Here is a 25,764-nt window from a genome sequence, read left to right on the forward strand (position 1 = left end):
CCTTAAATTGAGGTACCAGGAAAACAATAACATGCGTAATTATCTTAAGTTATCATCAATGTATTTTGAAATTATATTATACTTAAGAAAGGACGAGTGAAATTATGAGTACAACAGCAGTGAAGAAAAAAAATAAATTTCCAATGGGATTTTATATTTGTGCAACTACATTTGCATTTGAGAGAGCAGCTTACTATGCTTCAAAATATCTAATCTATATTTTCTTAATTACAGCAGTAGTTAAGGGTGGTTTAGGTATAGAAAAAGGTCAAGCAGCTATGATGCAAGCAAACCTTGTAGCATTTACTTATCTTTCACCTATAATAGGTGGATATATATCTGATAGATGGATAGGTGCTAGATATACGATACCTTTAGGTATGTTTATTATGGGGGCAGGTTATTATGTAGGATCAATAGCCACATCATCATCTATGGTAGGTTTAATGGTTATTTTAGTAGCAATTGGGACAGCGTTTTTCAAAGGAAATGTTTCAGCTGTAAATGGACAATTGTTTAAGAATCAAGAAGAGCTAGACTCAGCTTTCTCTGTTCAATATTCATTTGTTAATATAGGTTCTTTTGTAGGAACTACAGCAGTTGGAGTTTTATATGCTCAAACATTTGCTAAAAATGGAGTTTTAGGATTCTCTCAATGTTTCTTCCTTGCAGCAATCTTATGTGCTATAGGTGGATTATGGTTTATATTTGGATGGAGATTCTTAGGAGATGCAGGAAAGAGACCTTTCAAAGAAGGTGTTGTTGCTGAAAAAACTGAGGCTAAGGATAATACACCTTTAACTCGTACAGATAAAAAGAGAATATGGGCTATAGTTTTAGTTTCTGCTTTCTCTGTACTATTCTGGTTATTCTGGTATTTAACTTACCTTGCAGTTTATGATTATGGTGCAGCATTCGTTGATATGAATGTTGGAGGATTTGATGTACCTTTAGCTTGGTTTGACTCATTAAATGCATTAACTTGTATAGTGTTAGGTCCAATATTTGCAGCTTTATGGTTAAAGCTTTCAAAGAGACCTCAAGGGGATATAAGTTTATTTAAGAAAACTGGTTTAGGATTTATATTCTTAGGATTATCATTCTTTATGCTAGTTGGAGCAGAGTTTGCAAGAGGAATAGGTGCTCCTGACACAGCTAAGGCTAGTATACTTTGGATAGTTGCATTTGGAGTTTTACTAAGTATGGGAGAGATGTTCTTCTCACCACTTGGAAACTCATTTGTAAGTAAGTATGCTCCTAAGAGAGTATTAGCAGTTTTAATGGGAGTTTGGACTTTCGCAACTTTCGTTGCTGGAAAGAGTTACGGATATTTATATGACTTTACTTTAAAATTCGATATGATAACTGTATACACTGTTATACCTGTTATATTATTCGTTGCAGCTGCATTACTATTTATCTTTGATAAGAAGTTAAATAGTCTTGTTGAAGATGAAGAATCTAATGGAAAAGAAAAGTCTATAGCATAGATAAGGAGAAGGAGCAATATATGTTTTGCTACACAAGCTTGGAGAAAAGCTTGAAATGTAGCTGCAACATATAATTGCTCCTTCTTTGCGTGTGGGGCATAGAGGTATATTACATTTTGCCACACAAGCTAGAAAGATGATTGAAATGTGATTGTATAAGGCTGGTATTTGAAATAAAATAGATATAGATTAGTAAATATACAGGTATTGGAGTTATGCATATGGGAGATTATATAAATTTTATTGAAAATGCGTGGAAGAAATTTATTAATACAGGGGAAGTTGATTTAAGCATTAGAAAAGATATAAGAGATTCTTGGATAAGATGTAAGTCTTATGGAGTTGATTACAATAATGGTTGTGGAAGTGTAAAGCATGATAATATTAAATATTTAATAGAAAAAAATAGTGAGCTTATTTCTGTATCAAAACCTATTATGGAAGGTATATATAGTATGGTTTCAGGTTCAGGATTTGCAATTATGTTAGCTGATAAGGATGGATATATTATCGAAGTTATTGGGGATAAGGATATAATGGATAGGGCTAACGAGCTGAACTTTTTAAAGGGAGAGCTATGGACTGAGAGTATAGTTGGGACAAATGCAATAGGAACAGCTATATATCTTAATAAACCTATACAAACAATAGGAGCAGAGCATTATGGTAAAAATCAACATTCTTGGACTTGTTCTGCATCTCCAATTTATGATGAAGACAATAACTTAATAGGGTGTATAAATATGTCTGGAAATTATTATGATGCACATTCACATACGCTAGGAATTGTAACAGCTGCAGCTAAGTCAATTCAAAATCAATTAGCTTTAACTCTTTCATATAAATTACTAAACATTACTTTTGACTCTATATCACAAGGTATGATTGTTGTTAATCAAGATTTAAGTATAAAGAAAATAAATGGAAGAGCTTTAAAAATATTAAATATATCATTAGATAATTTAATAAAGGTAAATGTTGAAAATATATTAAAAGATATAGATTTTTATGAGATTTTAAATGAAGATAAAAGAGTAACTAATGTAGAATGCGATTTTTATATTAATTCTAATAGAATAAAGTGTGTAGTAAATATAACTACATTAAATACACATGGCAACAACACTGGTTTTGTAATAACTTTTAATGAAGCAAAAAAAGTTCATAAATTAGTAAACAAAGTAGTAGGATATAAAGCTCAATATAAGTTTGAAGATATAATAACTGAAAATGAAAAAATGAAAGCTATGATTTCTTTTGCAAAGAAGATATCAAAGACAGATTGCAACATATTGATAGAAGGGGAAAGTGGAACAGGAAAAGAATTAGTTGCTCAATCAATACATAATTTTAGTGAAAGAAAAAATGGACCTTTTGTTGCTATAAACTGTGCATCTATACCTAGAGAATTAGTTGAAAGTGAACTATTTGGATACGAAAAAGGAGCATTTACTGGAGCATCAAAGGAAGGTCATCCAGGAAAGTTTGAATTAGCTGATGGAGGGACTATATTTTTAGATGAAATAGGGGAATTACCACTAGATACACAAAGTAAATTACTTAGAGTTTTAGATAATGGAAAAGTTATTAGAGTTGGTGGGACATATGAAAAGCAACTTGATGTAAGAATTATTGGAGCAACAAATAGGATACTAAAAAATGAAATAGCTATAAAGAACTTTAGAGAAGATTTATATTATAGGTTAAGTGTAATGAATATAAACACTATTCCTTTAAGAGAAAGAATAGATGATATAGATGTGCTAGTTAATTACTTTGTAGAAAAATTAAATCATAAGAACAAAAGTAATAATGTAGAGGTTAGTTATTCATATATACAGGAATTAAAAAAATATAATTGGCCAGGAAATATAAGAGAGCTTAGAAATATAATAGAAAGAGATTATTATCTAAGTGAAAAAAACTTAATAAGCATAAGTAGATTAGATAATATAAATATGTTTAAGGATGAAGAAAACAAAGAAAAAGAAATCATACCTTTAGATTGTTTAGAGAAAAAAGCCATACAAGAAGCTATGAAAAAGTGCAATGGAAACATGGTTATGGTATCTAAATTATTAAATATAGGAAGATCCACATTATATAGAAAAATTAATAAATATAATATAATGTATCAAAATGAAACAGAAAATATATAGTGTATCAAAATGGGATAGCAAATGTATTGAAATGATACACTTGCTATTTTTATTTTAAATAAATTTATAAGCTATGAAGTATATACAAATATAAAAAAATAACATAATGCTTTGAAAATACTAGGTTTCAAAAGGGTTATAATAAATAAAATACATAACTCATATTTTGGCATAGGTGTTGCTATATAAAATGTGAATAAATTAACATTTTATATAATGAAACTTAGGGAGGATTTGGGAATGAAAGCAGCACTATGGTATGGAAAAAGAGATGTTAGGGTAGAGGATATTGAAGAGCCAAAAGCTACAAAAAATAATGTGAAAATTAAAGTTAAATGGTGTGGAATATGTGGGTCAGACTTACATGAATACTTAGGGGGACCTATATTTATTCCAGTAGGGCAACCTCATCCTGTAAGTAAAGGAGTTGCACCTGTAGTTTTAGGACATGAGTTTTCAGGGGAAGTTATAGAAATAGGTGAAGATGTAAGTAAATTTAAAGTTGGAGATAGAGTTATAGTTGAGCCTATTGTAGCATGTGGTAAATGTGAAGCTTGTTTAGAAGGTAAGTATAATTTATGTTCATCTTTAGGGTTCCATGGACTTTGTGGAAGTGGAGGGGGACTTGCTGAGTATACAGTTTTTCCAGAAGAATTTATTCATAAAATACCAGATGGAATGGATTATGAACAAGCAGCATTAGTTGAACCTATGGCTGTTGCACTACATTCAATTAGAATATCTAATTTTAAAATAGGGGATAGTGCATTAGTATTAGGATCCGGGCCAATAGGATTAGCAACAATAGAATGTTTAAAAGCAGCAGGAGCTAAGTTAGTAGTTGTTCTTCAAAGAAAGTCTATTAGACAAGAGTATGCTAAAAGAGCAGGAGCGGATTTTGTTTTAGATCCTAATGAAGTTGATATAGCAGAAGAAGTGAAAAAGCTTACTGATGGATTGGGTGTAGATGCTGTATTTGAAACTACTGGAGCACAAATAGGGTTTGATATAGGCATTAAGAGTTTAAAGTTTGAAGGTACTATGGTTATAACTAGTATTTGGGAAAATCCTATAAACTTTAATCCTAATGATTTGGTGTTTACTGAAAAGAAAATTGTAGGAACGCTAGCTTATAGACATGAGTTTCCTGCAACTATGGCTCAAATGAATGATGGAAGAATTAAAGCTGAAGGTTATATAACTAAGAAGATTCATTTAGATGATATTGTTGAAGAAGGGTTTGGTACGTTAACTGGACCTGAAAAGAAAAAACATGTTAAGATTTTAGTTACTCCGGATAAAGAGTTGCTATAAAGTTGAGGGGAGAAGGAGTCTTATATGCTTTACCACACAAGCTGAAAAGATGCTTGAAATGTGGCAGTAGCATATAAGACTCCTTCTTTATGAGTAAGAGCAAGGAAGCTTTGCCACACAAGCTGAAAAGATGCTTGAAATGTGGCTACAGTATATAAGGCTCCTTCTTATTGTATAAGAGCAAGGAAGTTTTGGCACACAAGCTGGGAAAATGATTGAAATGTGGCTGCAACATATAAGGCTCCTTGTGTATGAGTAAGAGCAAAAAAGTTTTGGCACACAAGCTGAAAAGATGCTTGAAATGGAGCTGCAACATACAAGGCTCCTTCTTTATGAGTAAGGGCAAGGAAGCTTTGGCACACAAGCAGAAAAAAGCTTGAAACGTGCCTGCAACATATAAGGCTCCTTCTTTACGTAAGAGCAAGGAAACTGAAAAGAAATTATGTTTTGCTATATAAGAGTGAAAAGCTTTAAATATGGCTAAAATATGCTATTTATCTCTATTGCTTTGTTTAATGGAATTTGACAAGAGACTAATTTAAGTGTTACTATTATATTACGACAAGAAACAACTTTATATTAAAAATAAGTTGTATGTTGAAAAGATGGGAGGGGTAGTATGCTCAAATTTGAGAATATAGTAAAAAAGTTTAATGGTAATTATGTTTTATCAGACGTTTCTTTCGAAATAGAAAAAGGGAATCTTGTTGCTATCATTGGAGAAAGTGGATGTGGAAAAACAACATTACTAAAAATGATTAATAGATTAATAAAACCAAGTAGCGGAAAAATTTATATAGATGAAAAAGATATTTCAAAGATAGACCCTATTAAACTTAGAAGAAATATAGGATATGTTATTCAGCAAACGGGATTGTTTCCTCATATGACTGTCAGAGAAAATATTGAAATCATATCTAAAATTGAAAAAGTAGATAATGCAAAGATTGAAGAGAGCACGTATAGATTAATGAACATGGTAGGACTTGATGCTGAAAAATACCTAGATAGATATCCTTCTGAACTAAGTGGAGGACAGCAACAAAGGGTAGGTGTAGCAAGAGCATTTGCGACAGATCCAGAGATAATATTAATGGATGAGCCTTTCTCAGCATTAGATCCAATTACAAGAGTAGATTTACAAGATGAGCTTGTAGAATTACAGTCAAAATTCAAAAAAACTATTATATTTGTTACGCATGACATGGATGAAGCAATAAGAATTGCAGATATGATATGCATAATGAAAGACGGAAAAGTAGTACAGTATGACACGCCTGAAAATATTTTAAAAAATCCAATAAATAATTTTGTATCAAACTTCATAGGTAAAAATCGTATATGGTCATCTCCTGAATTTATAAAAATTTCAGATATCATGATTGAAAATCCAATTATGTGTGGTTCAGAACTACCAATCTTAAAGTGTATTGAGAAAATGAGAAGAAATAAAGTCGATAGTCTTATAGTTAATGATGCTACAACTAAAGAGTTTATAGGAGTTGTAAAAGCTAAATTTATAAGAAATATAGAAAATAAGTCTCAAAGAATTGGAGATATTGTAAAGAATGAAACTCCAACACTTACACCAAATGATACTATTTTAGATGCATTAAATATCACAAACAAACATAAAATTTCAGCTATTCCAGTTATCAATGAAAATAAAATTGTTGAGGGATTAGTTACAAAAAGTAGTTTAGTTACTACATTGAGTCAGCAGTATTTAGAAGTAGAGGAGGAATAGAATGAATTTATTAAACTACTTTATTCAAAATAAAGAACAAATAATAACATTATTAATTGAACATATAAACTTAACTGTAATATCTGTATGTATTGCTATTTTAATTGCAATGCCATTGGGGATTTTAATAAGTTATAAAAAGAAATTGAGTAAGCCAATTTTAAGTGTAGCAAATGTAGTTCAGGCAATTCCTAGTATGGCATTACTTGGATTTTTAATTCCTTTTTTAGGAATAGGTAAAATACCGGCAATAGTAACGGTTATAATGTACTCTTTATTGCCTATAATTAAAAACACATATACAGGGTTAGAAAGTATAAATCCAAATACTTTAGAAGCAGCCAAAGGAATTGGATTAACAAAATTTCAAATACTAGTGAAAGTTCAAATTCCGCTAGCATTACCTGTTATTATGGCAGGGGTTAGGATATCAGCTGTAACGGCGGTAGGACTTATGACGATGGCTGCATTTATTGGAGCTGGAGGATTAGGATACCTTGTATTTTCAGGAATAAGAACTGTTAATAATAGTCAAATATTAGCAGGTGCAATTCCAGCATGTTTACTTGCTTTAGCTGTAGATTTTATTGTTGCAACTATCGAGAAATTAGTTACACCTAAAAATATGCAAAAAAATACAAATAATAAAAGTAAAAAGCACACAAAAACTATTATAGGAATAAGTGCTGCTGTTGTAATAATAGCTTTAATTGCGTCATCACTAACAGGTGGTGTAAAAAAAGATAAGTCTATAACAATTGGTGGAAAAGACTTTACAGAACAATCAATTTTAACAAACTTAGCAGCATATATGATAGAAGAAAATACTGACATATCAGTTAAAAAGAAAACTGATCTTGGAGGTACACAAGTTATCTTTTCAGCTTTAAACACAGGTGAGATTGATATGTATTTAGAGTATATGGGAACTGCATATTCTGATTTACTTAAATATCCTCCTGAAAATGACATGGATAAGGTGTATAACACTGTTAAAAGTGAATTGAAAGAAAAAAATGATTTACAAGTATTAAGTCCAATGAAATTTAATAATACTTATACACTAGCTGTAACTAAAGAAACAGCAAAAAAATATAACTTAGAAACAATAAGTGATTTTGCTAAGGTTTCAAAGGACTTTAAGTCAGGAACTACATTTGAATTTTTAAATAGAGCTGATGGGCTTTTAGGATTAAAAAAGGCGTACAACTTTGATTTAAAAGATGAAGTTGCATTAGATAGTTCGCCTAGGTATGTTGCTTTAAAAAATGGAGATGTAGATGTAATAGATGCGTTTACTACAGATGGTTTAATCAAAAAATTTGATTTGAAACTACTTAAGGATGATAAGCAATTTTTCCCTCCATATTATGTAACTCCTATAGTTAAAAGTGACGTTTTAGAGAAGTATCCTGAAATTGAACCTGTTTTAAATGATTTAGGAGCGGTTTTAACAGAGGAAATTATGATGGAACTTAATTATAAGGTAGATGAGCTACATATGGACCCAGATACTGTAGCAAAAGAGTTTTTAATAGAGCAAAAGTTAATTAAAGAGTAGAGTTAAGTTAAGAGGGAGTAATATTGTATTTTGCTACACAAGCTGAAAAGATGCTTCAAATGTAGCTAAAATACACTATTACTCCCTCTTTGTTTAGTTTGAAATAGGAGCAAAAACAATAATTATCAGAAAATTCACTAGGACGAGATATATTCCATATACATATTAGCAATAAGATTAAAGGAGGTTCGTTATGAGTAAAAATTTACAAAGGGCAAGTATTACTCCTGATAATTTAAATGATTCGGGTTTTATAGACTCGCTTAAGCTTACCAAAGATGAAAGAAAAATTGGAACCGTTAAGTTTCTTATATTTTCAGTTATTGCTATAATGATATTTTTTATACCTATAGAACAAAATGGAAAACACAATATATTATTTGGAATTATTTATAATGCTATAGTTGATTTTTTAGGAGTACCAGGATTTTGGTATGTAGCAATTTTAATTACAGGAAATGCCATCTGTAGCGTATATGGAAAGTATATAGCTAGGCCTGGCAATAAATTATATGAATATTATAAAAGTGATTCAAAAATACATCCTATTTTATATTTGATGGCAGCTATATTTATGCTTATGTACTGTTTGAAAATTACAATACCTAATATGAATTTACCACAAATAATAGTAGGAAATGATATAGGTGGAGTTGTTATTCCAGACATTGTAATAGGAGTTGCTTGGATTATACCTGTAGGAGCTTTCTTTGTTCCATTTTTACTTAACTACGGAAGTATAGATTTCTTTGGAGTATTGCTAGAGCCTTTGATGAGACCTTTATTTAAAGTTCCTGGAAAGAGTGCAGTTGATGCAACAGCTTCATTTGTAGGTTCAACATCCATGTCTATAATAATAACTAGTAGGTTGTTTAAAAATACAACTTATACAAAAAAAGAAGCAACTATAATAGCTACATCTTTTAGTGCTGTTAGTGTGGGATATGCTTTCGTCGTAATGAAAACAGCATCTATTGAACAATATTTTTTACCTGTGTATTTTACTTCATTTTTATTAGCTTTTATTGTAGCGTTTTTCGTGGTTAGGATACCGCCTATTAATAAAATGGAAAGTGTTTATATAAATGGAAGAAAACAAAGTATTGAAGATATAAAAAATGAGCCCAAGTATGGTAAAGGCATGATTAAAAAAGGTGTTGATAGAGCTACTAAAAGAGCTTATTATTCAGAGAGTTTGTTTAAGAGTATTAAGGATAGCTTGGTAGATGGATTTAAGGTTTTACCTAAGGTTGTTTCGTTACTTTGTGCTATAGGAATTTTAAGTATGATTATAGCTAAACATACACCTGTTTTTGAATGGCTTGGATATTTATTTTTACCTATTTTGAAAATTTGTCAAGTTCCTGATGCTAATGCTATTTCAGCTTGTATGCCTGTAGGTATAACAGAAATGTTTATTCCTACGTTAATAATTGCAGATCAAGCTAATGTTATAAGTGAAGCAGCTAGAGCTTTTGTTGTTATGGTTTCTACTGTTCAGGTTATATTTTTTGCTGAGTCTATTGTTGTTATGAAGTCTACTGGAATACCAGTTAATTTAAAGCAGTTGATTATATTGTTTATAGAAAGAACTATTATTGCTATACCATTTGCTGCGGTTTTTGTTAAGATACTTTTTTAATATATTATTAAGATATAAACTTTAAATAAATAATAAATGAGAGTATACATGTATACTCTCATTTATTATTTATTTATAATTTAAGATATGCAAACTTAAAAAGAGGGAGGATGTCAAAATGATAAAGAAAAAATTTCATTATGAGAAAAAATTAAATACAAAAAATGATAGAAAATTACTATTAACATTGAAAGATAAAAAAAGTCCTAACTATATTGGAAAAGGCGTGAATGTTATATATGTATATAGCTTAATAGAAACTCATATACCTTATCCTAATAAAATTGGTAAAGTCTTATATATAGGAGAAGCTTGTAAGAAGGCTAACCCAACCGGGTTAAGATTTAGCCAACATATACTCGGAAAATCAAATGAAGGGAGGTCTAGAAATGTAAATTATACTGTACATAAGTATTATTGGAATGGAGCTAAAATAGCAATTGATATATTTGATATTGGAGATGTAAGTAAAGAACATAGAAAAGATATTGAGAGAAACTTAATAAATTCACATATTAAAATATACGGGGCTCCACCTATTGCACAGGGAACCAGTGGAGTCCTAGTTGAAGAAATTAGAAATATAGATGAAAGCGAAGCTAATGAATATTTATTTTAGATAATTATAAAAACTTACTAGTATAAAGTTTAAAATTTTTACTAGTAAGTTTTGCTTAGAATTAAATTATTCTCAAAGCCACCTCTAGCATCTTTTTTCTCATTCCTTCTATCTAAAATATCCTCTTCACTATAGCCATACTTAGATCCAATAGCAAATAAAACCTCCATAACGTCAGCTATCTCATCAAGATTTTTATCCTCTAAAAGTTCGTTAACTTCCTCGTTAAGTTTCTTATAAAGATACTCTAGGGCAACCTCGTCACTAACAACTTCAATTTCACACTTATTCCCACTAGATTCAATAATTTCAGGTATTCTATCTCTAACTAATTTATTGTAAACTTTCATAATTACCTCCAAATTTAAAATTACAATTTAAATTATAGAAGTTCATATAACCTTTGTCAAAACATGATAAAATATAAAAGTAAAAATATATAATAATATATATTTATGAAAGGGGAGTATATGAACTTAAATTGTATAACAGGAAATAATGACCATTTATATAAACATATAAAACAAAGCTTTTATAAAGCTAAAAGTATAGATATTATAGTATCTTTTCTTATGGAAAGTGGAGTTAAGCTATTAAGAAAAGACTTAGAAGAAATATCAAATAAAAATATACCAATAAGAATTTTAACAGGAAATTATTTAAATATAACTCAACCATCTGCACTATACCTTATAAAAGATATACTAGGTGATAATGTAGATTTAAGATTTTATAATGATACAAAAAGGAGCTTCCACCCAAAAGCTTATATATTTGAATATGAAGATGGAGGAGAAATATTTATAGGGTCTTCAAATTTATCAAAATCAGCATTAACTGAAGGTATAGAATGGAATTATCGTATAGATAAACATAAAAATATAGATGATTATAAATATTTTAAAGATATGTTTGAAGATTTATTTTACAATGAATCAATTATAGTAAATGACCAAGAGTTAGAGACTTACTCAAAAACATGGAAAAGACCTAAGATATATTCTAATATAGGTGTAGATGAGTTTAAAAAAGATGTAAAAGAAGAAAATAATGTAGTGAGTATATTTGAGCCAAGAGGGGCGCAGATAGAAGCTTTATATGAGCTTAGAAAAACTAGAGAAGCTGGAAATGATAAGGGGTTAGTAGTAGCAGCTACAGGCATAGGAAAGACATATTTAGCGGCTTTTGATAGTAGAGAGTTTAATAGAGTATTATTTATCGCACATAGAGAAGAAATATTAAAGCAAGCTTATGAAACATTCAAAACTATAAGAATAGATAAGCGAATAGATAAAAATATAGTGGTAGTTGATAACAATATAGAAAGTTATGATTATCTACAAAACAAAAAAGAAACACCGTTAAAGGTATCTGAAAATATAGAGATTGAAGATTATAAAAGATGTGAAGAAGAGTTTAATATGGGCTTTTTTATGAATTCTCAAAGAGATACTAATAAAGATATTATTTTCGCATCTGTACAAAGTTTAGGTAAAGAAACGTATTTAAATGAAGATTATTTTGAAAGGGGCTATTTTGATTATATAGTTGTGGATGAGTTTCATCATGCAGTATCAAATAACTATCAAAATATAATTAATTATTTTGAACCTAAGTTTATGTTAGGGCTTACGGCGACTCCAGAGAGGTTAGATAATAAAGATGTTTTTAGTGTATGCGACTACAACACAGTTTATGAAGCTACTTTAAAAACTGCAATTGATAAAGGTTGGCTAGTTCCTTTTAGATATTATGGAATATATGATGAAAGTGTAAATTATGATGAAGTAGAGTATAAGAATGGAAAATACAGCATAAAGGAATTACAAGAAGCTTTGAGCATAAATAAAAGAGCTGATTTAATATTTAATCATTATAAAAAATATAAATCATCTAGGGCGTTAGGGTTCTGTACAAGTAAATCTCATGCAGAGTTTATGGCTAAATATTTCAATGAACAAGGGATACCTTCATGTGCAGTATATAGTGGAAGGGAAGGAGAATATAACGAGGATAGAAATATAGCTTTAAATAAGCTAAGAGATGAAGAATTAAAAGTTATATTTTCAGTTGATATGTTTAATGAAGGGTTAGATGTTAAAAGTATAGACATGGTTATGTTTTTAAGACCTACAGAGTCACCAACTATATTTTTACAACAATTAGGAAGAGGACTTAGAAAAGATAAAAATAAAAAGTATTTAAATGTATTAGATTTTATAGGTAACTATAAAAAGTCTAATTTAGTACCATATCTTCTAATCGGTGAAAATAAAGCAAATGCATCATCAAATAGAAATATGCCTTCGGAGGAAGATTTCCCTGAAGATTGTTTTATAGATTTTGATTTTAGGCTTGTGGATATTTTTGAAAGAATGAGAAAAGAAAATCAAAAGGTAAAAGACAAGATAACTGAAGAGTATTTTAGAATTAAGTCATATGTAGGACATAGACCATCTAGGTTAGATATATTTACTTATGCTGAAGATGAGATATACATAAATATAAAAGGGAAGAATGATATATTTAAAGACTACTTAGGGTATTTACAAGAGATAGGTGAAATAACTGATGCTGAACAAGTTTTAAAAGACTCATTTGCAGGCGAGTTTTTAAATATGGTAGCAACTACAGGGATGCAAAAGTTTTATAAAATACCTATATTATCAGCTTTCTATAATAATGGAAATGTTAAAGCTAAAGTTAGTGATAGTGATTTAAATGAATCTTTTATTAGTTTTTATAAATCAGGAACTAATAAATATTTTATTATGAAAGATAAAGATATAAAAGATGAAAAAGCTATATACACTGATAAGTTTATAAATAATGCAAAGAAAAATCCTATAGATGCCTTTTTAAAAACTAGTAGTGAATATTTTTATATGGAAGAAGATATGTTTTGTTTAGATAATCGTATGTTAGAGTTTTTAGATAATGATATCTTTATTAAGGAGTTTAAAGACTGTATAGATTATAGATTGAAAAAGTTTTACAAAGATAAATTTGAGAAGTAAAAATTATATAGAGTTTGAGCTTTGATGAAAGTAGAAAGGAGCAAAGTATGAGTTGTATATTTTGTGATATGAAAGATTATGTTTTAGAAAATGATTTGGCTTATGCTATATTTGACAAGTTTCCAGTAAATAAAGGTCATATGTTATTCATTCCTAAAAGACATGTGAAAGACTTCTTTGATATAACTAACAAGGAAAGAGAATCTATTTTTAAACTTATATATGAAGGAAAGAAGTTATTAGATGAAAAGTATTCACCAGATGGATATAATGTAGGAGTTAACTGTGGAGAAGTTTCAGGACAGACTGTAATGCATGTTCATGTACACCTAATTCCAAGATATTTTGGAGATACTGATTGTCCAAAAGGTGGAGTAAGAGGGGTTATACCTACTAAAATGAAGTATTAATAAAAGTAGCGAAGGATAAATATATAAGTTTTATCGACCTTAAAAGCATCTTTATAGCTTTGGGAGAAAAACTTATATTTTATCCGAGGCATTAAACTGATTATGTATAATACCCCTATATCGTAAAACGCGACATAGGGGTTATAATTTTAAAATTTTAGTTATTAACTATATAAACTTGAAAATTAAAAACTTCAATTTCATTAAAATCCAACATTAACTCATAATTACCATTTTTATCAACACCATTTAATAAAATAGAATTGTTTTTAGGAATTTGAGTTTTGTTATATATATATTCTCCAGTAGAATTATCCTTTAACATTATTGTGATAGGGTATTCTGTTTGGGTATTTATTTTTAAATATTGACCTTTTTTAAAATCAATATTAAATGTCTTTTTAGATCCTGAATCAAAACCACCTTGAGCTTCTTCTTGAAGAAATGATATACTATTTGCCCCTTTCTTAGACTGATCTTTTAAGTTAGCATTAACTTCTAAAATTTGAATCTCTTTGTTTATAGAAGTAGTTTTAGTTTCAGACTCTGATGAGTTTGACTTTGCATTAGAACATCCTACACTAAGTAAAAGTAATGCTCCAATTAAACTTAGTACTTTAATTAATTTCATGAAAACTCCCCTTTAATAAATTTTATACAATGTCTTTTTATATTAACAACCAAGAAAATATATGTCAACAAAGATATAAATTGAAAAATTAAAAATTAATTATGCAGTTTTCATATGAGTATTTAACTAATATTAAGAATTATATTAGTTAAATATTAGAAAATTACACAATGTCGAAAAATGGAATAAAATGTATTTTGAAAGTTCTTTTAAAATTTATTCAAATGATGTTAAAATGGTTGAGGACAAAAAATATGGAGGTTTTGCATAAATATGAAAAAAAGGTTTATAGTATTAGCATCAGCACTTATGATTATAGCTCAACCATTTGTAGCAGATGCGCATTCAGGAAGAACTGATTCATCTGGAGGACATAGGGATAATAAAAATAAGTCTGGGTTAGGATCATATCACTATCATTGTGGAGGATACCCAGCACATTTACACACAAATGGATGTCCTTATACAGGAGGATCAAGTGAAAGTTCTTCACCATCTCAAGGAGGAAGTAGCTCAAACTCTCAAAGTAATAGCAGTTCTAAAGTTCAAGTACCAAGTGGACCATCAAGACAAAGTATAATTGAAAAAGGCTCAAATGAAGGTTATAGTGATGGATATAATATGAGAGATAGTAGGGAGTACTCATATTCAGGTAGTTACGAATCAGATTATCAAGAGGCATATAGAGAAGCTTTTTATAAGGGTAAAGAAAAGTTAGAAAAAGAGGAAAGTGAAGCAAGAGAAAAGGGTTATAATGATGGTAAATCAAATAATTACGATAACATATATGTGCAAGAAACAGTTTTAAAATCATATAAAGAAAACTTTGATAAGGGAAACAAAGAATATAAAGATGAAAAGATAGCTGAGTATAAAGCACTTGGAAAAAATGATTGTGAGAATAATATAAAATATAGAAACTTTGAATCAGGGTTGGATTCTGAGTTTATAGATGCATATAAAGAGTCATATGAAGATACATATACAAATATAAAAAATGAAGAACATAAAGCTATTGGTTATAAAAACGGAATTATAAATAAGTATAATAATAAAATAGATTCAAAATATAAAGCTAGTTATGATGAAGGATTTAATTCAGGGGCAGACGAGAGGTCTAAGGTTCTAGAGGATAGTTTTAACCAAGGTTATGAAGGTGAAGCATTAAAGTTTGATGAGAAATTTAATCCAATAAAATCAGAGATAGAAAAGCAGTACAATGAAGGGGAAAAAGAAAGCAAAAAAGATTTAGCTATGGGACTTGGAGGAACAGCTGTTGTAGGGGTTGCTGGAGTTGTAGCATTTAACAAGATTAAAAAGAAGAAAAGCAGTTAATAAACATTTGAAATTATAAATTTAAAGTATGTGTATGCTAAAGTTAGAAAATGATAAATATGTAAGTTTTATAGACATTAAAAGCATATTTACAGATTTGGGAGAAAAACTTATATTTTATCCGAAGCACTAAACTGCTTATACATAATAACCTCTATGTAGGAAAACACGACATAGGGGTTAATTTTATTAGAAAATCCAATTACTATAAAAAATAATTATTTTTTCGACAAGAAAAGGCAATTTTTTTATAAATAATATGATATATTATTTGAGCACTAATATGCAATTATTAATATTTATATGTAAAAGGAGACATAAATGAAAGACAGAATTAAAGAGTTTTTAAGAAACAACAAAGCATTAGTTATAGTTGGAGTGGTGTGCTTTATATTAGGGATAGGAGTAGCACCAAAAGGTATAAGTGAAGATGAATACAACAAAGTAAAGTCTAACTATGAAACAACTAAAAGTGAATTAGATAATTCTAAAAAAACTATAACTGAGTTACAGGGCAAAGTTAAAGAAGCAGAGCCATTTTTCAAGATGGATAATGCTGAAAAAGAAGCTATGAAAATTGAATCTGAAAAAAAAGAAGCGGAACTTAAAGCAGAGCAAGAAAGATTAGCAAAGGAAAAGAAACAAGCTGAGTTAGATGCTAGAAGTGTAACATTGGGGAATGGTACATATTTAGTAGGGAAAGATATACCAGAAGGTGTATACGATTTAACTGCAGTTAAAGGTGGAGGAAATGTTCAATCTTCAGATTTTAAGGTAAACTTAATCATGGGAGTTAACGGAAGTTCAGACTTCTATCAAAGGGAGCAACAAAATGTATCATTAAGAGATGGAGCAACTATAGATTTAAAAAATGTAACTGTTAAATTTGTTCCAGATGATGAATATGTTATAAAAAAATAGTTAAAAGCAATACAAAAATTATAAATGGGGATTTATAAGCGGAAATTAATAATATAAATTAAAAAAAGGTGTATACCAAAATTAGAAAAGGATAAATATATAAGCTTTGTAAGAAAAACTTATATATTTATCCGAAACTTTGGTATACACCATTTTTACGTCTAAATAAATAATATTAAATAAACTATTGGAATTGCAACTATAAGTCCTAATACATTATAAAATGTAAAACATTTTAAATAAGTAGAGCTATCATCTTTAAACTCATTAGTATAAATCTTATACGAAATAACACTAGCTAAAGAGGCTATAAGAGTACCCATACCTCCAATATTCACACCAAGTAATAGTTCTTTAAAGTTATTTGTAAATCCAGATAAAAGCATAGTAGCTGGAACATTACTTATAACCTGACTAGATAGTATTGAAGTTATAAAAGTAGACTGAGGACTATTTAAAAGACTCATCATAAAACTTCTAATATAATCCATTGTAGAAATATTCCCTATAAATATGAAAAATCCTATAAATGTAAGAAGTAATGAATAATCAATTTGTTTTAGTAATCTTTTATTTAAGATAAGTACAGTTAATAAAGTTATAATAAATGCTAGTCTATAGTCTACTATGTGAAAAACAGATAAAAGTATAATAGCAAATAATATAGAAAATAAAATTACATATCCTTTATTTTCTATTTCTACATCTTCTAAGTACAAGTCTAACTTGATTTTTTTACTTTTTAATATGATAACACTTAAAAACAGTACAGATAAAATTACCAAAGGAGCGGTTATCTTAAAAAAGTCACTAGGATCTAAATTATAAAAAGAGTATATAAATAGATTTTGAGGATTACCCATAGGAGTAAAACTACTTCCTAAATTTGCAGCAAGTGTTTGTAAAATAACTATTTTTAACACATTAATATCTGACTTTTTAGCAACTACGATACTAAGAGGAACAAAGGTAATAAGTGCGACATCATTTGTGACTACCATTGACGCTAAAAAAGTTATAAACACAAGTGCAAATGATATTGACGTATAAGTACTACATTTTCTTAGTAACGATATAGCGATGCTATCTAAAACTTTGAGTTCCTTAAAAGCTACAACAACTACCATAAGATTAAATAGTAGTATTAAAACTTTAAAATCAATATATGATAATTTTGGACTAGATATAAAAGAAGTTATAATTGCTAAAGAAACTGAAAGTATTAGTACTATTTCTTTTTTTATAAAGTTTTTTAAATTATTCTTATTAGAGTTATGATTATCAATTATTGGAATTGATAGTTCTTGGTTGTTATTATTAAGCATTTAAAATCTCCCTATATGTTTTTTCTACCTTAAAAGATTTTACAATAGAAGCTTATTTTTATCTATAAGTAAAATTAAAAAACATCATAAAAAATTATAATTTAGGACATCATATACTTAATGAAAGATATGTCTAAAAAATGACAATAGTCTGAAAATTGACATTATGAAAATTAAATCTAAAAAGCAAGTAAAATAGCCATTAATAGAAAGATTTAATTTGATACATTAAAAAAACATGTCTGTTTATTGACTTTTTGACAAGTTTAGAATAAATTACACAAAATTTTAAGAATAAATAGATTCCAATGCAAATATATATAAAATACCAAAGATTTGAAAGATTTAAACGATTTAAAATTTTATTGTTAATAAAAGAACAAGTGGCACAATACTTGCTTTTTTAAAAGGTATTAGGCTTTTACAGGGGGTGAAAGTTAAAATGAGCCGACTCACGAATGTGATGATTAAGGGGAAAAAACAAGTATATATTAGGGGGTTCAACTATGATTAACGTAATAAGAGTTTTACTAGGCGTATTTACAGCTTTCTTTGGATTTTCATATTTTAAGGATATAGCAAAAGCAAAATCAGAAAACAACTTCGAAGATGTATCAGCAGGTAAAGCAGTAGCAACAGGTTTTGTAACAGACTTTTTTGATACACTGGGAATAGGATCTTTTGCACCAACGGTTGCAATGTTTAATGCTTTAAAGATGAATATATCAGACAGATTAATACCTGGTACATTAAATGTATGTCATACTATACCAGTTGTTTTAGAAGCATTTATATTTACAACTGTTATAAAGGTAGATCCAGTAACTTTAATATGCTTAATAGGAGCAGCTGTAGTAGGTTCATACCTTGGAGCTGGAGTTATAGCTAAGATGGATGAACGTAAGATACAAATTATAATGGGTATTGCATTAGCAATAACTGCACTTTTAATGTTATTAGCTCAATTAGAATTAATGCCTGGAGGCGGAACTGCTACAGGATTAAGTGGAGCAAAACTAGTTATAGGAATAATAGGTAATTTTATATTAGGAGCATTAATGACTGCAGGTGTTGGATTATATTCTCCATGTATGGCTATGGTTTACTTCTTAGGAATGTCACCAGATGTTGCTTTCCCTATAATGATGGGATCTTGCGCAATGTTAATGCCAGTTGCAAGTACTAAGTTTATAAAAGAAGGAGCTTACGCTAAGAAAACTTCATTCTTTATAACAATAGGTGGAGTTGTAGGTGTATTTATAGCTGCATTTATAGTTAAGAGTATGCCAATTGATATACTAAAATGGGTAGTTATAGTAGTTATAACTTACACTTCTATATCAATGTTAAGAAAAGCATTTAAATCTGAAAGAGCAGAGTAATTTAATATAATAAAAAAGAAAGTGATTATTATCACTTTCTTTTTTATTGTATTAAAATTTATAACTAGAAAAGCTTAAAATCTATTGATATTATCATTATGAATACAAGTAAACTATATAATAAATAATATAGATAAATATTAAAGGTGAAGGGGAAAAATAATGAAATATTATATGAAATCTAAATTGTTTAAAATTAAAGAAGATTTCTGGATACAAAATGAAGAAAATGAAGAAGTGTTCTTTGTAGATAATAAATTATTTGCAGTTGGTCTTCAATTTGATTTTATTAAAGATGAAAAAACATTATACTCTGTTAAGGAGACTGTAATATCACTTCTAGCTAAATACCAAGTTAAAGAAGGTAATGAGGTTGTAGCTGAGGTAAATAAAAAACCTTCGTTTATGAGAGATAGTATAAAGATAGAAAGTAAATATGGGGATTTAAATGTAACAGGAGATATAATTGATCACAATTATGAAATATATAAAGGAAGTGAGCAAATAGCTAAAATTCATAAAGAAGTTTTTACTTTTACAGATAGCTATAATGTAGAAACTGATTTTGAAGATGAAGCATTTATTTTAACTTTGGCAGTTATAGTAGATGATATAATTGATAAACAAAGAAGTAAATAATTTAAAATTGAATATTTTTTCGCATCAATATGTATATTTAGGAGACAATAAGTTTGAAAAAATAATATTTATATGTATAGGTGATATAGTATGAAAGAAAAAAAAGAGTTATTGTTAGCAGTTTTTATACTTGTAGGATTATTTTGCGTAAAAACATTCGTTGAAGAACTAGAAAAAAAGAGTTTAAGTAATGATACTCAAAATATTATTCAAACTTATAGTGATACTAAAGAAGATCCTTTAAATAGACTAAAAAAAGGAAATGAAATATATATAGATGCGAACTACAATAAAAATCAAATTGATAAAGCTACAAGAAAAAAACTTAATGAAGGCGGACAAAAACCTTATGCTGTTATTTTAACTTGTTCTGATTCAAGAGTGGTTCCTGAAAATATATTTTACACAGGGATAGGAGAACTATTTGTGATTAGAGTTGCTGGAAATGTGGTTGATGACACTGTATTAGGAAGCATTGAATACGGTATAAGTAAGTTAGATGTACCTTTAATTGTAGTTATGGGGCATGATGACTGTGGAGCTGTAAAAGGAGCATCTGAAAAATATATAAATGGAAAGCTAGAAACTATAGTTGAAGAAATTAAACCAAGTTATGAAAAAGCAAAATTACAAGGTGGCTCAAAAGAAGAAATTTATAATAATGCAGTTAAGTTTAACACTGAGAACTCTATTAATTTAATTAAAGAAAATGAAATTATTAAAAAATATATTGATGAGAAAAGAGTTAAAGTAACTGGAGCTAATTATGATATGGAAACAGGGTTAGTTAAATGGTTGGACTAATTTTATAATTCGAAAAATTTAAACTTAAAGGGAGTAATACGAAATTACTCCCTTTGTGTTTTAAAAACATAAAAGTAGTGGTATATTACTTTATAGAAAAATTTTGAGAAATATCAAAGGAGATTTTATTATGGAGAAGAAAAAAATCTTATCTACTACCATAATGTTTGTAGTTATAGTAGCAGCAATCGTAGGTTTTAAAAGTGTTTTTGGAGATGAAAACACACTGGTTGGAGTAGCAGGAATTACAGCTGCTTTATCATTACTAGGAACAGATTATACTATAAACCCACTAAGAAACACAGTGTATTTTGTAGGGTTGGAGGTTGTATTAGGTGTAGGAGCTTTTCTAGCTACAAATAATTCAATTTTAGCATTAATTATAACTTTTATATTAATATTTACTGTTTTATATAACTTTACATATAATACTAAAAAACCTACTTATGTAGCTTTTACATTAGGTTATCTATTTATGTTATATAGCCCTGTTGACATAAAAGAGTTGCCAACTAGAATAGTAGCTCTTGTATTTTGTGGATTAGCAATAATGGCAATTCAGATGATAGCTAATAAAAATAAGCTTAAAACACAATCTAAAAAAACAATAAATAGTTCTATAGAGTACATAAGTGAGGAAATAAACTGCATATTAGAAAATAAAAATTTAGATTTTGTAAATGAGTTAAACAAAAAAACATACATAGGAATAAGAGATTTAATATCTGATATGTATAAAAGAATAGATAAAGATATAAACTTACCTATTGAAATTATGCAAAGTTTATTTATAAGTAGATTTTTAGAAAGCATTAACTTAACAATAGGTAAAATTAAGGATGATAGAAATGATAATGAAGGTTATTTTAAAACATTAAATGAAGTAAAAAACTTATTAGTAGAAATTGATAATTTTACAAATGAAAATTTAAGCATAGACGAATTAATAAATAAACTAAGTCAATATGCTGGAGATACAGATAAAATAGAACCGAATTATTATTTAATATATGAACTTAAAGATGCAGCAGATTTATTAAGTTATGATTTAAAAGACTCTAGGGATAAAAAAATAGATAAAATTAAGGAAAATTATTTTGTAACAGATTTACTAGATAGAGTAAATGATTTAAAAAATAACATGAGTAAGGATTCTCTTAAGTTTACATTTGCATTAAGAGGAGCTATTGTTACAAGTATTGGTGTTTTTATAGTTAGTATTTTCGATCTTGAATATGGAAAATGGTTAGTGTTTAGTTTATCGTCTATAGTTCAACCTTATCTTGAAGCTAGTAAGATAAAAGGTAAGGATAGACTTGTAGGTACTGTGATAGGATTGGTAATTTTTGAAATTTTATTTTACTTAATAAAAGATAATTCAGCTAGAGTATTAATTATACTTGCAGTTGGGTATATAAGCAATTTCCAAACTAAATACAGAGACCAAATGATATGTACAACAATATCTGCATTAGGTGCAGCAGCTATGACTACTAGTTTGGAGATGATATCTATAAATAGACTAGTATTTGTTGTTATAGGTACTATAATTGCATTATACGCAAATAAAGTTATACTACCTTACAAAATGAGTGATATAACTAAAAAAGACATTGAAAAATCGATAATGATAAATGAAAAAGTGCTTTCAAAATTATATGAACTAGGCAGATTAGAATTAAAAATAGATGAAGATGTAAAAGAGATGCTATTTGTTAACAACTTAATAAATAAAAAAATAGATATAAACAACTTAACACTTTTATCAAATAGTATTGATGACTTCTTATACAATCAACGAATGTTTATGAACGACATTAGATTTTTAGTAAATAACTTTAGAAGATTTAGTAAAAATAATACAGGTGTAATGGATCTAGTTTATGATGTAGATAAGCTAATGCATAGAGAAAATTCTAAAGAGGATATAATTAAGTGCTTTAATAAAAGAGCGGATAAGTTTAGTCAATTAGTTTTAGTTGATGTTTTAGAATTAAAAGAAAATATAATAAATTCTAAGAAACTATCTAAACAAATTTCAAATGAATTATAATTTAAATTTGATCATGAAATGCATTTCATTACATAAAAAATGCATTTCATGAATATAAAATAACGTTTTACTCGTTAATCGACAAATTAAAACATAAAGCAATATATAATGATGTTAAGAAAAGAAATTCTTAACATCATTTTTTTTAGGGAAGGAGCGATTGATGTGATAAGTTTTTTAGGATCAATAGCGTTACTTATAATTGGGTATTATACTTATGGTAAATTTGTAGAAAGAACGTTTGGCATTGATGATAGCATCAAAACGCCAGCAACTACACTTGAAGATGGTGTAGATTACATTCCAATGAAATGGAAAAAAATATTCCTTATACAATTCTTAAACATAGCAGGACTTGGACCTATATTTGGAGCAATACAAGGTGCTTTATTTGGACCAGCAGCATTTTTATGGATAGTGTTTGGAACAATATTTGCAGGAGGAGTTCATGACTTCTTATCTGGATATTTATCAATGAAAAACAGAGGGGATTCAGCTTCTGAACTAGTTGGAAAATATTTAGGAAATTCAACTAAAAACTTAATGAGAGTATTTACAGTTATTCTTTTAATATTAGTTGGTACTGTGTTTATGACAGGGCCAGCAGCACTTTTAACAACTTTAACATCAATAGATGCTAAGATATGGGTTGTTGTAATAGTAATATACTATATAGCTGCCACTGTTTTACCAGTAGATGCAGTTATAGGAAAGATATATCCACTATTTGGAGCAGCACTTTTAATAATGGCTGTTGGAGTTGCAGGAGGGTTAATATTTAAGGGGTATGATATACCAAATATAGCACTTCACAATTTACATCCACAAGGACAACCATTATTCCCATTCTTATTTATAACAATAGCATGTGGAGCAATATCTGGGTTCCATGCAACACAATCTCCTATGATGGCAAGATGTGTTGAAAAAGAAAGTGAATCTAGAAGAGTATTTTATGGTTCAATGGTTGCTGAAGGTATAATAGCTTTAATATGGGCAGCAGCAGCTATGACATTCTTTGGAGGAGTTCCTCAATTAGATGTTATATTATCTCAAGGTGGACCAGCTACAGTTGTAAATGTTATATCAAAGACTTTAATGGGACCAGTAGGAGGACTTCTTGCAGTATTAGGAGTTGTAGTTTGTCCTATAACTAGTGGAGATACAGCATTTAGAAGTGCAAGACTTACAATAGCAGATGCAATGAAGATAGATCAAAGTAGTATAAAAAATAGATTTATGATATCTATACCACTATTTGTAATAGGTATAGCACTTACTTTCATAGATTTCAACATAATATGGAGATACTTCTCTTGGGCTAACCAAACATTAGCTATGATAATGTTATGGACAGGATCAGCATACTTAGCAAAACATAATAAAAATCACTTTATAAGTACTATACCTGCTATATTCATGACAGCTGTAACATTTGCATATATAATGCAAGCACCAGAAGGATTTAGATTACACGCTGGAGTATCTAATGCAATAGGTATTGGAATGGCTATAATATTCACTATATTATTTGCTAGAAAAGCTAAAAAATTAAGAAATGAAAATAAAGAATTAGCATAGGCATTAAGTTAGTATTTCATATATATAAAATAAAGGTAGAATCTTTAAAAGGTTCTACCTTTATTTATCATAAAATACTTGAAAGTTCAAGTATTTTATGATAAATTGAAAATAGGTGAAAGTTCAAGTATTTTAAAGGAGGAATTAAATGAGTTATTTAATTCTTAGAGAAATAGGTAAAATTGCAAGATGTCTACAAACAATAAGTGATGTAGAGTTTAGAGAAATAGGACTAGAAAAAGGACAGTACTTGTTTTTAGTAAGAATATGTGAAAATCCAGGTATTAATCAAGAAGCTTTATCTAATTTATTAAATATGGATAGGACAACAACTGCAAAAGCTATTAAAAAATTAGTTGAAAAAGATTACGTTATTAAAAGACATAATGAAAAAGATAAAAGGGCTTATGAGCTATATCCATTAGAAAAAGCTAGTCAAATACATTTAATTTTAAAAAGTGAAGAGGAATTATCTACAGAGAATTCATTAAATGGGTTTAGTGAAGAAGAAGTAAATATCCTATTTACTTTATTAGAAAGAATGAGAAAGAATATAGAAAAAGATTGGGAGTATGTAAAAAAAGGAAATAAAAGAGACTATACAAACAAATAGAGGAGGCAGTTATATGGAATGGAAATTAAAAAAATATGAGGAATTAACTGTAGACGAATTATATGAGATATTAAGTGCTAGAGTAGAGGTATTTGTGGTAGAGCAAAAGTGTCCATATCAAGATATAGATTTTAAAGATAAAAATTCATATCATTTATTTGCTAAAGAAAATGGAAAGATTGCAGCTTATGTAAGAATTTTAGAAAAAGGAATTTCGTTTGAAGAAGCTTCTATAGGTAGAGTATTAACAAGTAAAGATTATAGAGGTAAGGGTCTAGCAAAAGAAATTATGTTAAAAGCTATAGAGTATATAGAAAATGAGTTAAATGAAACTGAAATAAAAATATCAGCTCAAGCATATTTAATAGAGTTTTATAAAAGCTTAGGATTTAAAGAGGTATCGGATATATATTTAGAAGATGATATACCTCATCTTGATATGCTATATAGAAAGTAAATTATTTAAGGATATATATAAATTTAAAATCTTTTCTAGATTAAGAAATAAAATTTATATATAT

The 25,764-nt window shown here is 28.4% G+C and carries 21 protein-coding genes; 18 read left to right on the forward strand and 3 right to left on the reverse strand.

The window, feature by feature from the left end; all coding sequences use genetic code 11:
- Nucleotides 1–104 precede the first annotated feature (104 nt).
- The 7 genes from KXZ80_RS05330 to KXZ80_RS05360 all read left to right on the forward strand — a co-directional run bounded on the left by KXZ80_RS05330 (nucleotide 105) and on the right by KXZ80_RS05360 (nucleotide 10,532).
- Nucleotides 105–1,490, forward strand: a complete 1,386-nt coding sequence (locus tag KXZ80_RS05330) for a peptide MFS transporter (protein ID WP_021432420.1) — start codon at nucleotides 105–107, stop codon at nucleotides 1,488–1,490.
- A gap of 221 nt (nucleotides 1,491–1,711) precedes the next feature.
- Nucleotides 1,712–3,649 (forward strand): sigma-54-dependent Fis family transcriptional regulator, encoded by a 1,938-nt coding sequence (locus KXZ80_RS05335; protein WP_021432421.1) that lies wholly within the window; start codon nucleotides 1,712–1,714, stop codon nucleotides 3,647–3,649.
- A gap of 240 nt (nucleotides 3,650–3,889) precedes the next feature.
- Nucleotides 3,890–4,963, forward strand: coding sequence for a 2,3-butanediol dehydrogenase (locus KXZ80_RS05340; RefSeq protein WP_021432422.1), 1,074 nt, complete (start codon nucleotides 3,890–3,892; stop codon nucleotides 4,961–4,963).
- Nucleotides 4,964–5,582: 619 nt separating this feature from the next.
- Nucleotides 5,583–6,710 carry an ABC transporter ATP-binding protein gene (locus KXZ80_RS05345; protein WP_021432423.1) on the forward strand — a complete coding sequence of 376 codons (1,128 nt, stop codon included), beginning with the start codon at nucleotides 5,583–5,585 and terminating at the stop codon, nucleotides 6,708–6,710.
- 1 nt (nucleotide 6,711) lies between these two features.
- Nucleotides 6,712–8,271 (forward strand): ABC transporter permease/substrate-binding protein, encoded by a 1,560-nt coding sequence (locus tag KXZ80_RS05350; protein ID WP_021432424.1) that lies wholly within the window; start codon nucleotides 6,712–6,714, stop codon nucleotides 8,269–8,271.
- Between the two features lie 193 nt (nucleotides 8,272–8,464).
- A complete protein-coding gene (locus KXZ80_RS05355) occupies nucleotides 8,465–9,913 on the forward strand; it encodes a YjiH family protein (RefSeq protein WP_021432425.1) in 1,449 nt (482 codons plus the stop codon).
- Between the two features lie 118 nt (nucleotides 9,914–10,031).
- Nucleotides 10,032–10,532, forward strand: coding sequence for a hypothetical protein (locus tag KXZ80_RS05360; RefSeq protein ID WP_021432426.1), 501 nt, complete (start codon nucleotides 10,032–10,034; stop codon nucleotides 10,530–10,532).
- 41 nt (nucleotides 10,533–10,573) lie between these two features.
- Here the strand turns inward: KXZ80_RS05360 and KXZ80_RS05365 are convergent, their stop codons facing one another.
- Nucleotides 10,574–10,882: a nucleoside triphosphate pyrophosphohydrolase gene (locus tag KXZ80_RS05365; RefSeq protein WP_021432427.1), complete on the reverse strand. Its 309-nt coding sequence runs from the start codon at nucleotides 10,880–10,882 to the stop codon at nucleotides 10,574–10,576.
- A gap of 120 nt (nucleotides 10,883–11,002) precedes the next feature.
- Here KXZ80_RS05365 and KXZ80_RS05370 point away from each other — a divergent pair, with 120 nt between their 5' ends.
- Nucleotides 11,003–13,549 (forward strand): DEAD/DEAH box helicase family protein, encoded by a 2,547-nt coding sequence (locus tag KXZ80_RS05370; protein ID WP_021432428.1) that lies wholly within the window; start codon nucleotides 11,003–11,005, stop codon nucleotides 13,547–13,549.
- A 47-nt stretch (nucleotides 13,550–13,596) separates the two neighbouring features.
- Entirely contained in the window at nucleotides 13,597–13,959 is a 363-nt protein-coding gene (locus tag KXZ80_RS05375; RefSeq protein ID WP_021432429.1) for an HIT family protein, read from the forward strand.
- 157 nt (nucleotides 13,960–14,116) lie between these two features.
- On the opposite strand, the gene KXZ80_RS05380 is transcribed toward KXZ80_RS05375, so the two are convergent.
- Nucleotides 14,117–14,590 carry a hypothetical protein gene (locus KXZ80_RS05380; protein ID WP_021432430.1) on the reverse strand — a complete coding sequence of 158 codons (474 nt, stop codon included), beginning with the start codon at nucleotides 14,588–14,590 and terminating at the stop codon, nucleotides 14,117–14,119.
- 273 nt (nucleotides 14,591–14,863) lie between these two features.
- On the opposite strand from KXZ80_RS05380, the gene KXZ80_RS17850 reads away from it, so the two are divergent.
- Together KXZ80_RS17850 and KXZ80_RS05390 are read left to right on the forward strand one after the other, a co-directional pair.
- Nucleotides 14,864–15,925 carry a YHYH domain-containing protein gene (locus KXZ80_RS17850; protein WP_021432431.1) on the forward strand — a complete coding sequence of 354 codons (1,062 nt, stop codon included), beginning with the start codon at nucleotides 14,864–14,866 and terminating at the stop codon, nucleotides 15,923–15,925.
- A gap of 321 nt (nucleotides 15,926–16,246) precedes the next feature.
- Nucleotides 16,247–16,846 carry a hypothetical protein gene (locus KXZ80_RS05390; RefSeq protein ID WP_021432432.1) on the forward strand — a complete coding sequence of 200 codons (600 nt, stop codon included), beginning with the start codon at nucleotides 16,247–16,249 and terminating at the stop codon, nucleotides 16,844–16,846.
- A gap of 161 nt (nucleotides 16,847–17,007) precedes the next feature.
- Here KXZ80_RS05390 and KXZ80_RS05395 read toward each other — a convergent pair whose 3' ends face one another.
- A complete protein-coding gene (locus KXZ80_RS05395; protein ID WP_021432433.1) occupies nucleotides 17,008–18,171 on the reverse strand; it encodes an SLC13 family permease in 1,164 nt (387 codons plus the stop codon).
- A 506-nt stretch (nucleotides 18,172–18,677) separates the two neighbouring features.
- Here KXZ80_RS05395 and KXZ80_RS05400 point away from each other — a divergent pair.
- From KXZ80_RS05400 to KXZ80_RS05430, 7 genes are all read left to right on the forward strand, one after another.
- The gene (locus KXZ80_RS05400; RefSeq protein WP_021432434.1) at nucleotides 18,678–19,553 is read left to right on the forward strand and encodes a sulfite exporter TauE/SafE family protein; all 876 of its coding nucleotides are present in this window, start codon (nucleotides 18,678–18,680) and stop codon (nucleotides 19,551–19,553) included.
- A 162-nt stretch (nucleotides 19,554–19,715) separates the two neighbouring features.
- Nucleotides 19,716–20,192: an LURP-one-related/scramblase family protein gene (locus KXZ80_RS05405; RefSeq protein WP_021432435.1), complete on the forward strand. Its 477-nt coding sequence runs from the start codon at nucleotides 19,716–19,718 to the stop codon at nucleotides 20,190–20,192.
- 90 nt (nucleotides 20,193–20,282) lie between these two features.
- Entirely contained in the window at nucleotides 20,283–20,996 is a 714-nt protein-coding gene (locus tag KXZ80_RS05410; RefSeq protein WP_021432437.1) for a carbonic anhydrase, read from the forward strand.
- A 130-nt stretch (nucleotides 20,997–21,126) separates the two neighbouring features.
- Nucleotides 21,127–23,049, forward strand: coding sequence for an FUSC family protein (locus KXZ80_RS05415; RefSeq protein WP_021432438.1), 1,923 nt, complete (start codon nucleotides 21,127–21,129; stop codon nucleotides 23,047–23,049).
- Nucleotides 23,050–23,214: 165 nt separating this feature from the next.
- Nucleotides 23,215–24,630 (forward strand): carbon starvation CstA family protein, encoded by a 1,416-nt coding sequence (locus tag KXZ80_RS05420; RefSeq protein WP_021432439.1) that lies wholly within the window; start codon nucleotides 23,215–23,217, stop codon nucleotides 24,628–24,630.
- Nucleotides 24,631–24,778: 148 nt separating this feature from the next.
- Entirely contained in the window at nucleotides 24,779–25,243 is a 465-nt protein-coding gene (locus KXZ80_RS05425; protein WP_021432440.1) for a MarR family winged helix-turn-helix transcriptional regulator, read from the forward strand.
- A gap of 13 nt (nucleotides 25,244–25,256) precedes the next feature.
- The gene (locus tag KXZ80_RS05430) at nucleotides 25,257–25,700 is read left to right on the forward strand and encodes a GNAT family N-acetyltransferase (RefSeq protein ID WP_021432441.1); all 444 of its coding nucleotides are present in this window, start codon (nucleotides 25,257–25,259) and stop codon (nucleotides 25,698–25,700) included.
- Nucleotides 25,701–25,764 lie beyond the last annotated feature (64 nt).

The sequence above is a fragment of the Paraclostridium bifermentans genome, from assembly GCF_019916025.1.
GTDB classification, from domain to species: Bacteria; Bacillota; Clostridia; order Peptostreptococcales; family Peptostreptococcaceae; genus Paraclostridium; species Paraclostridium bifermentans.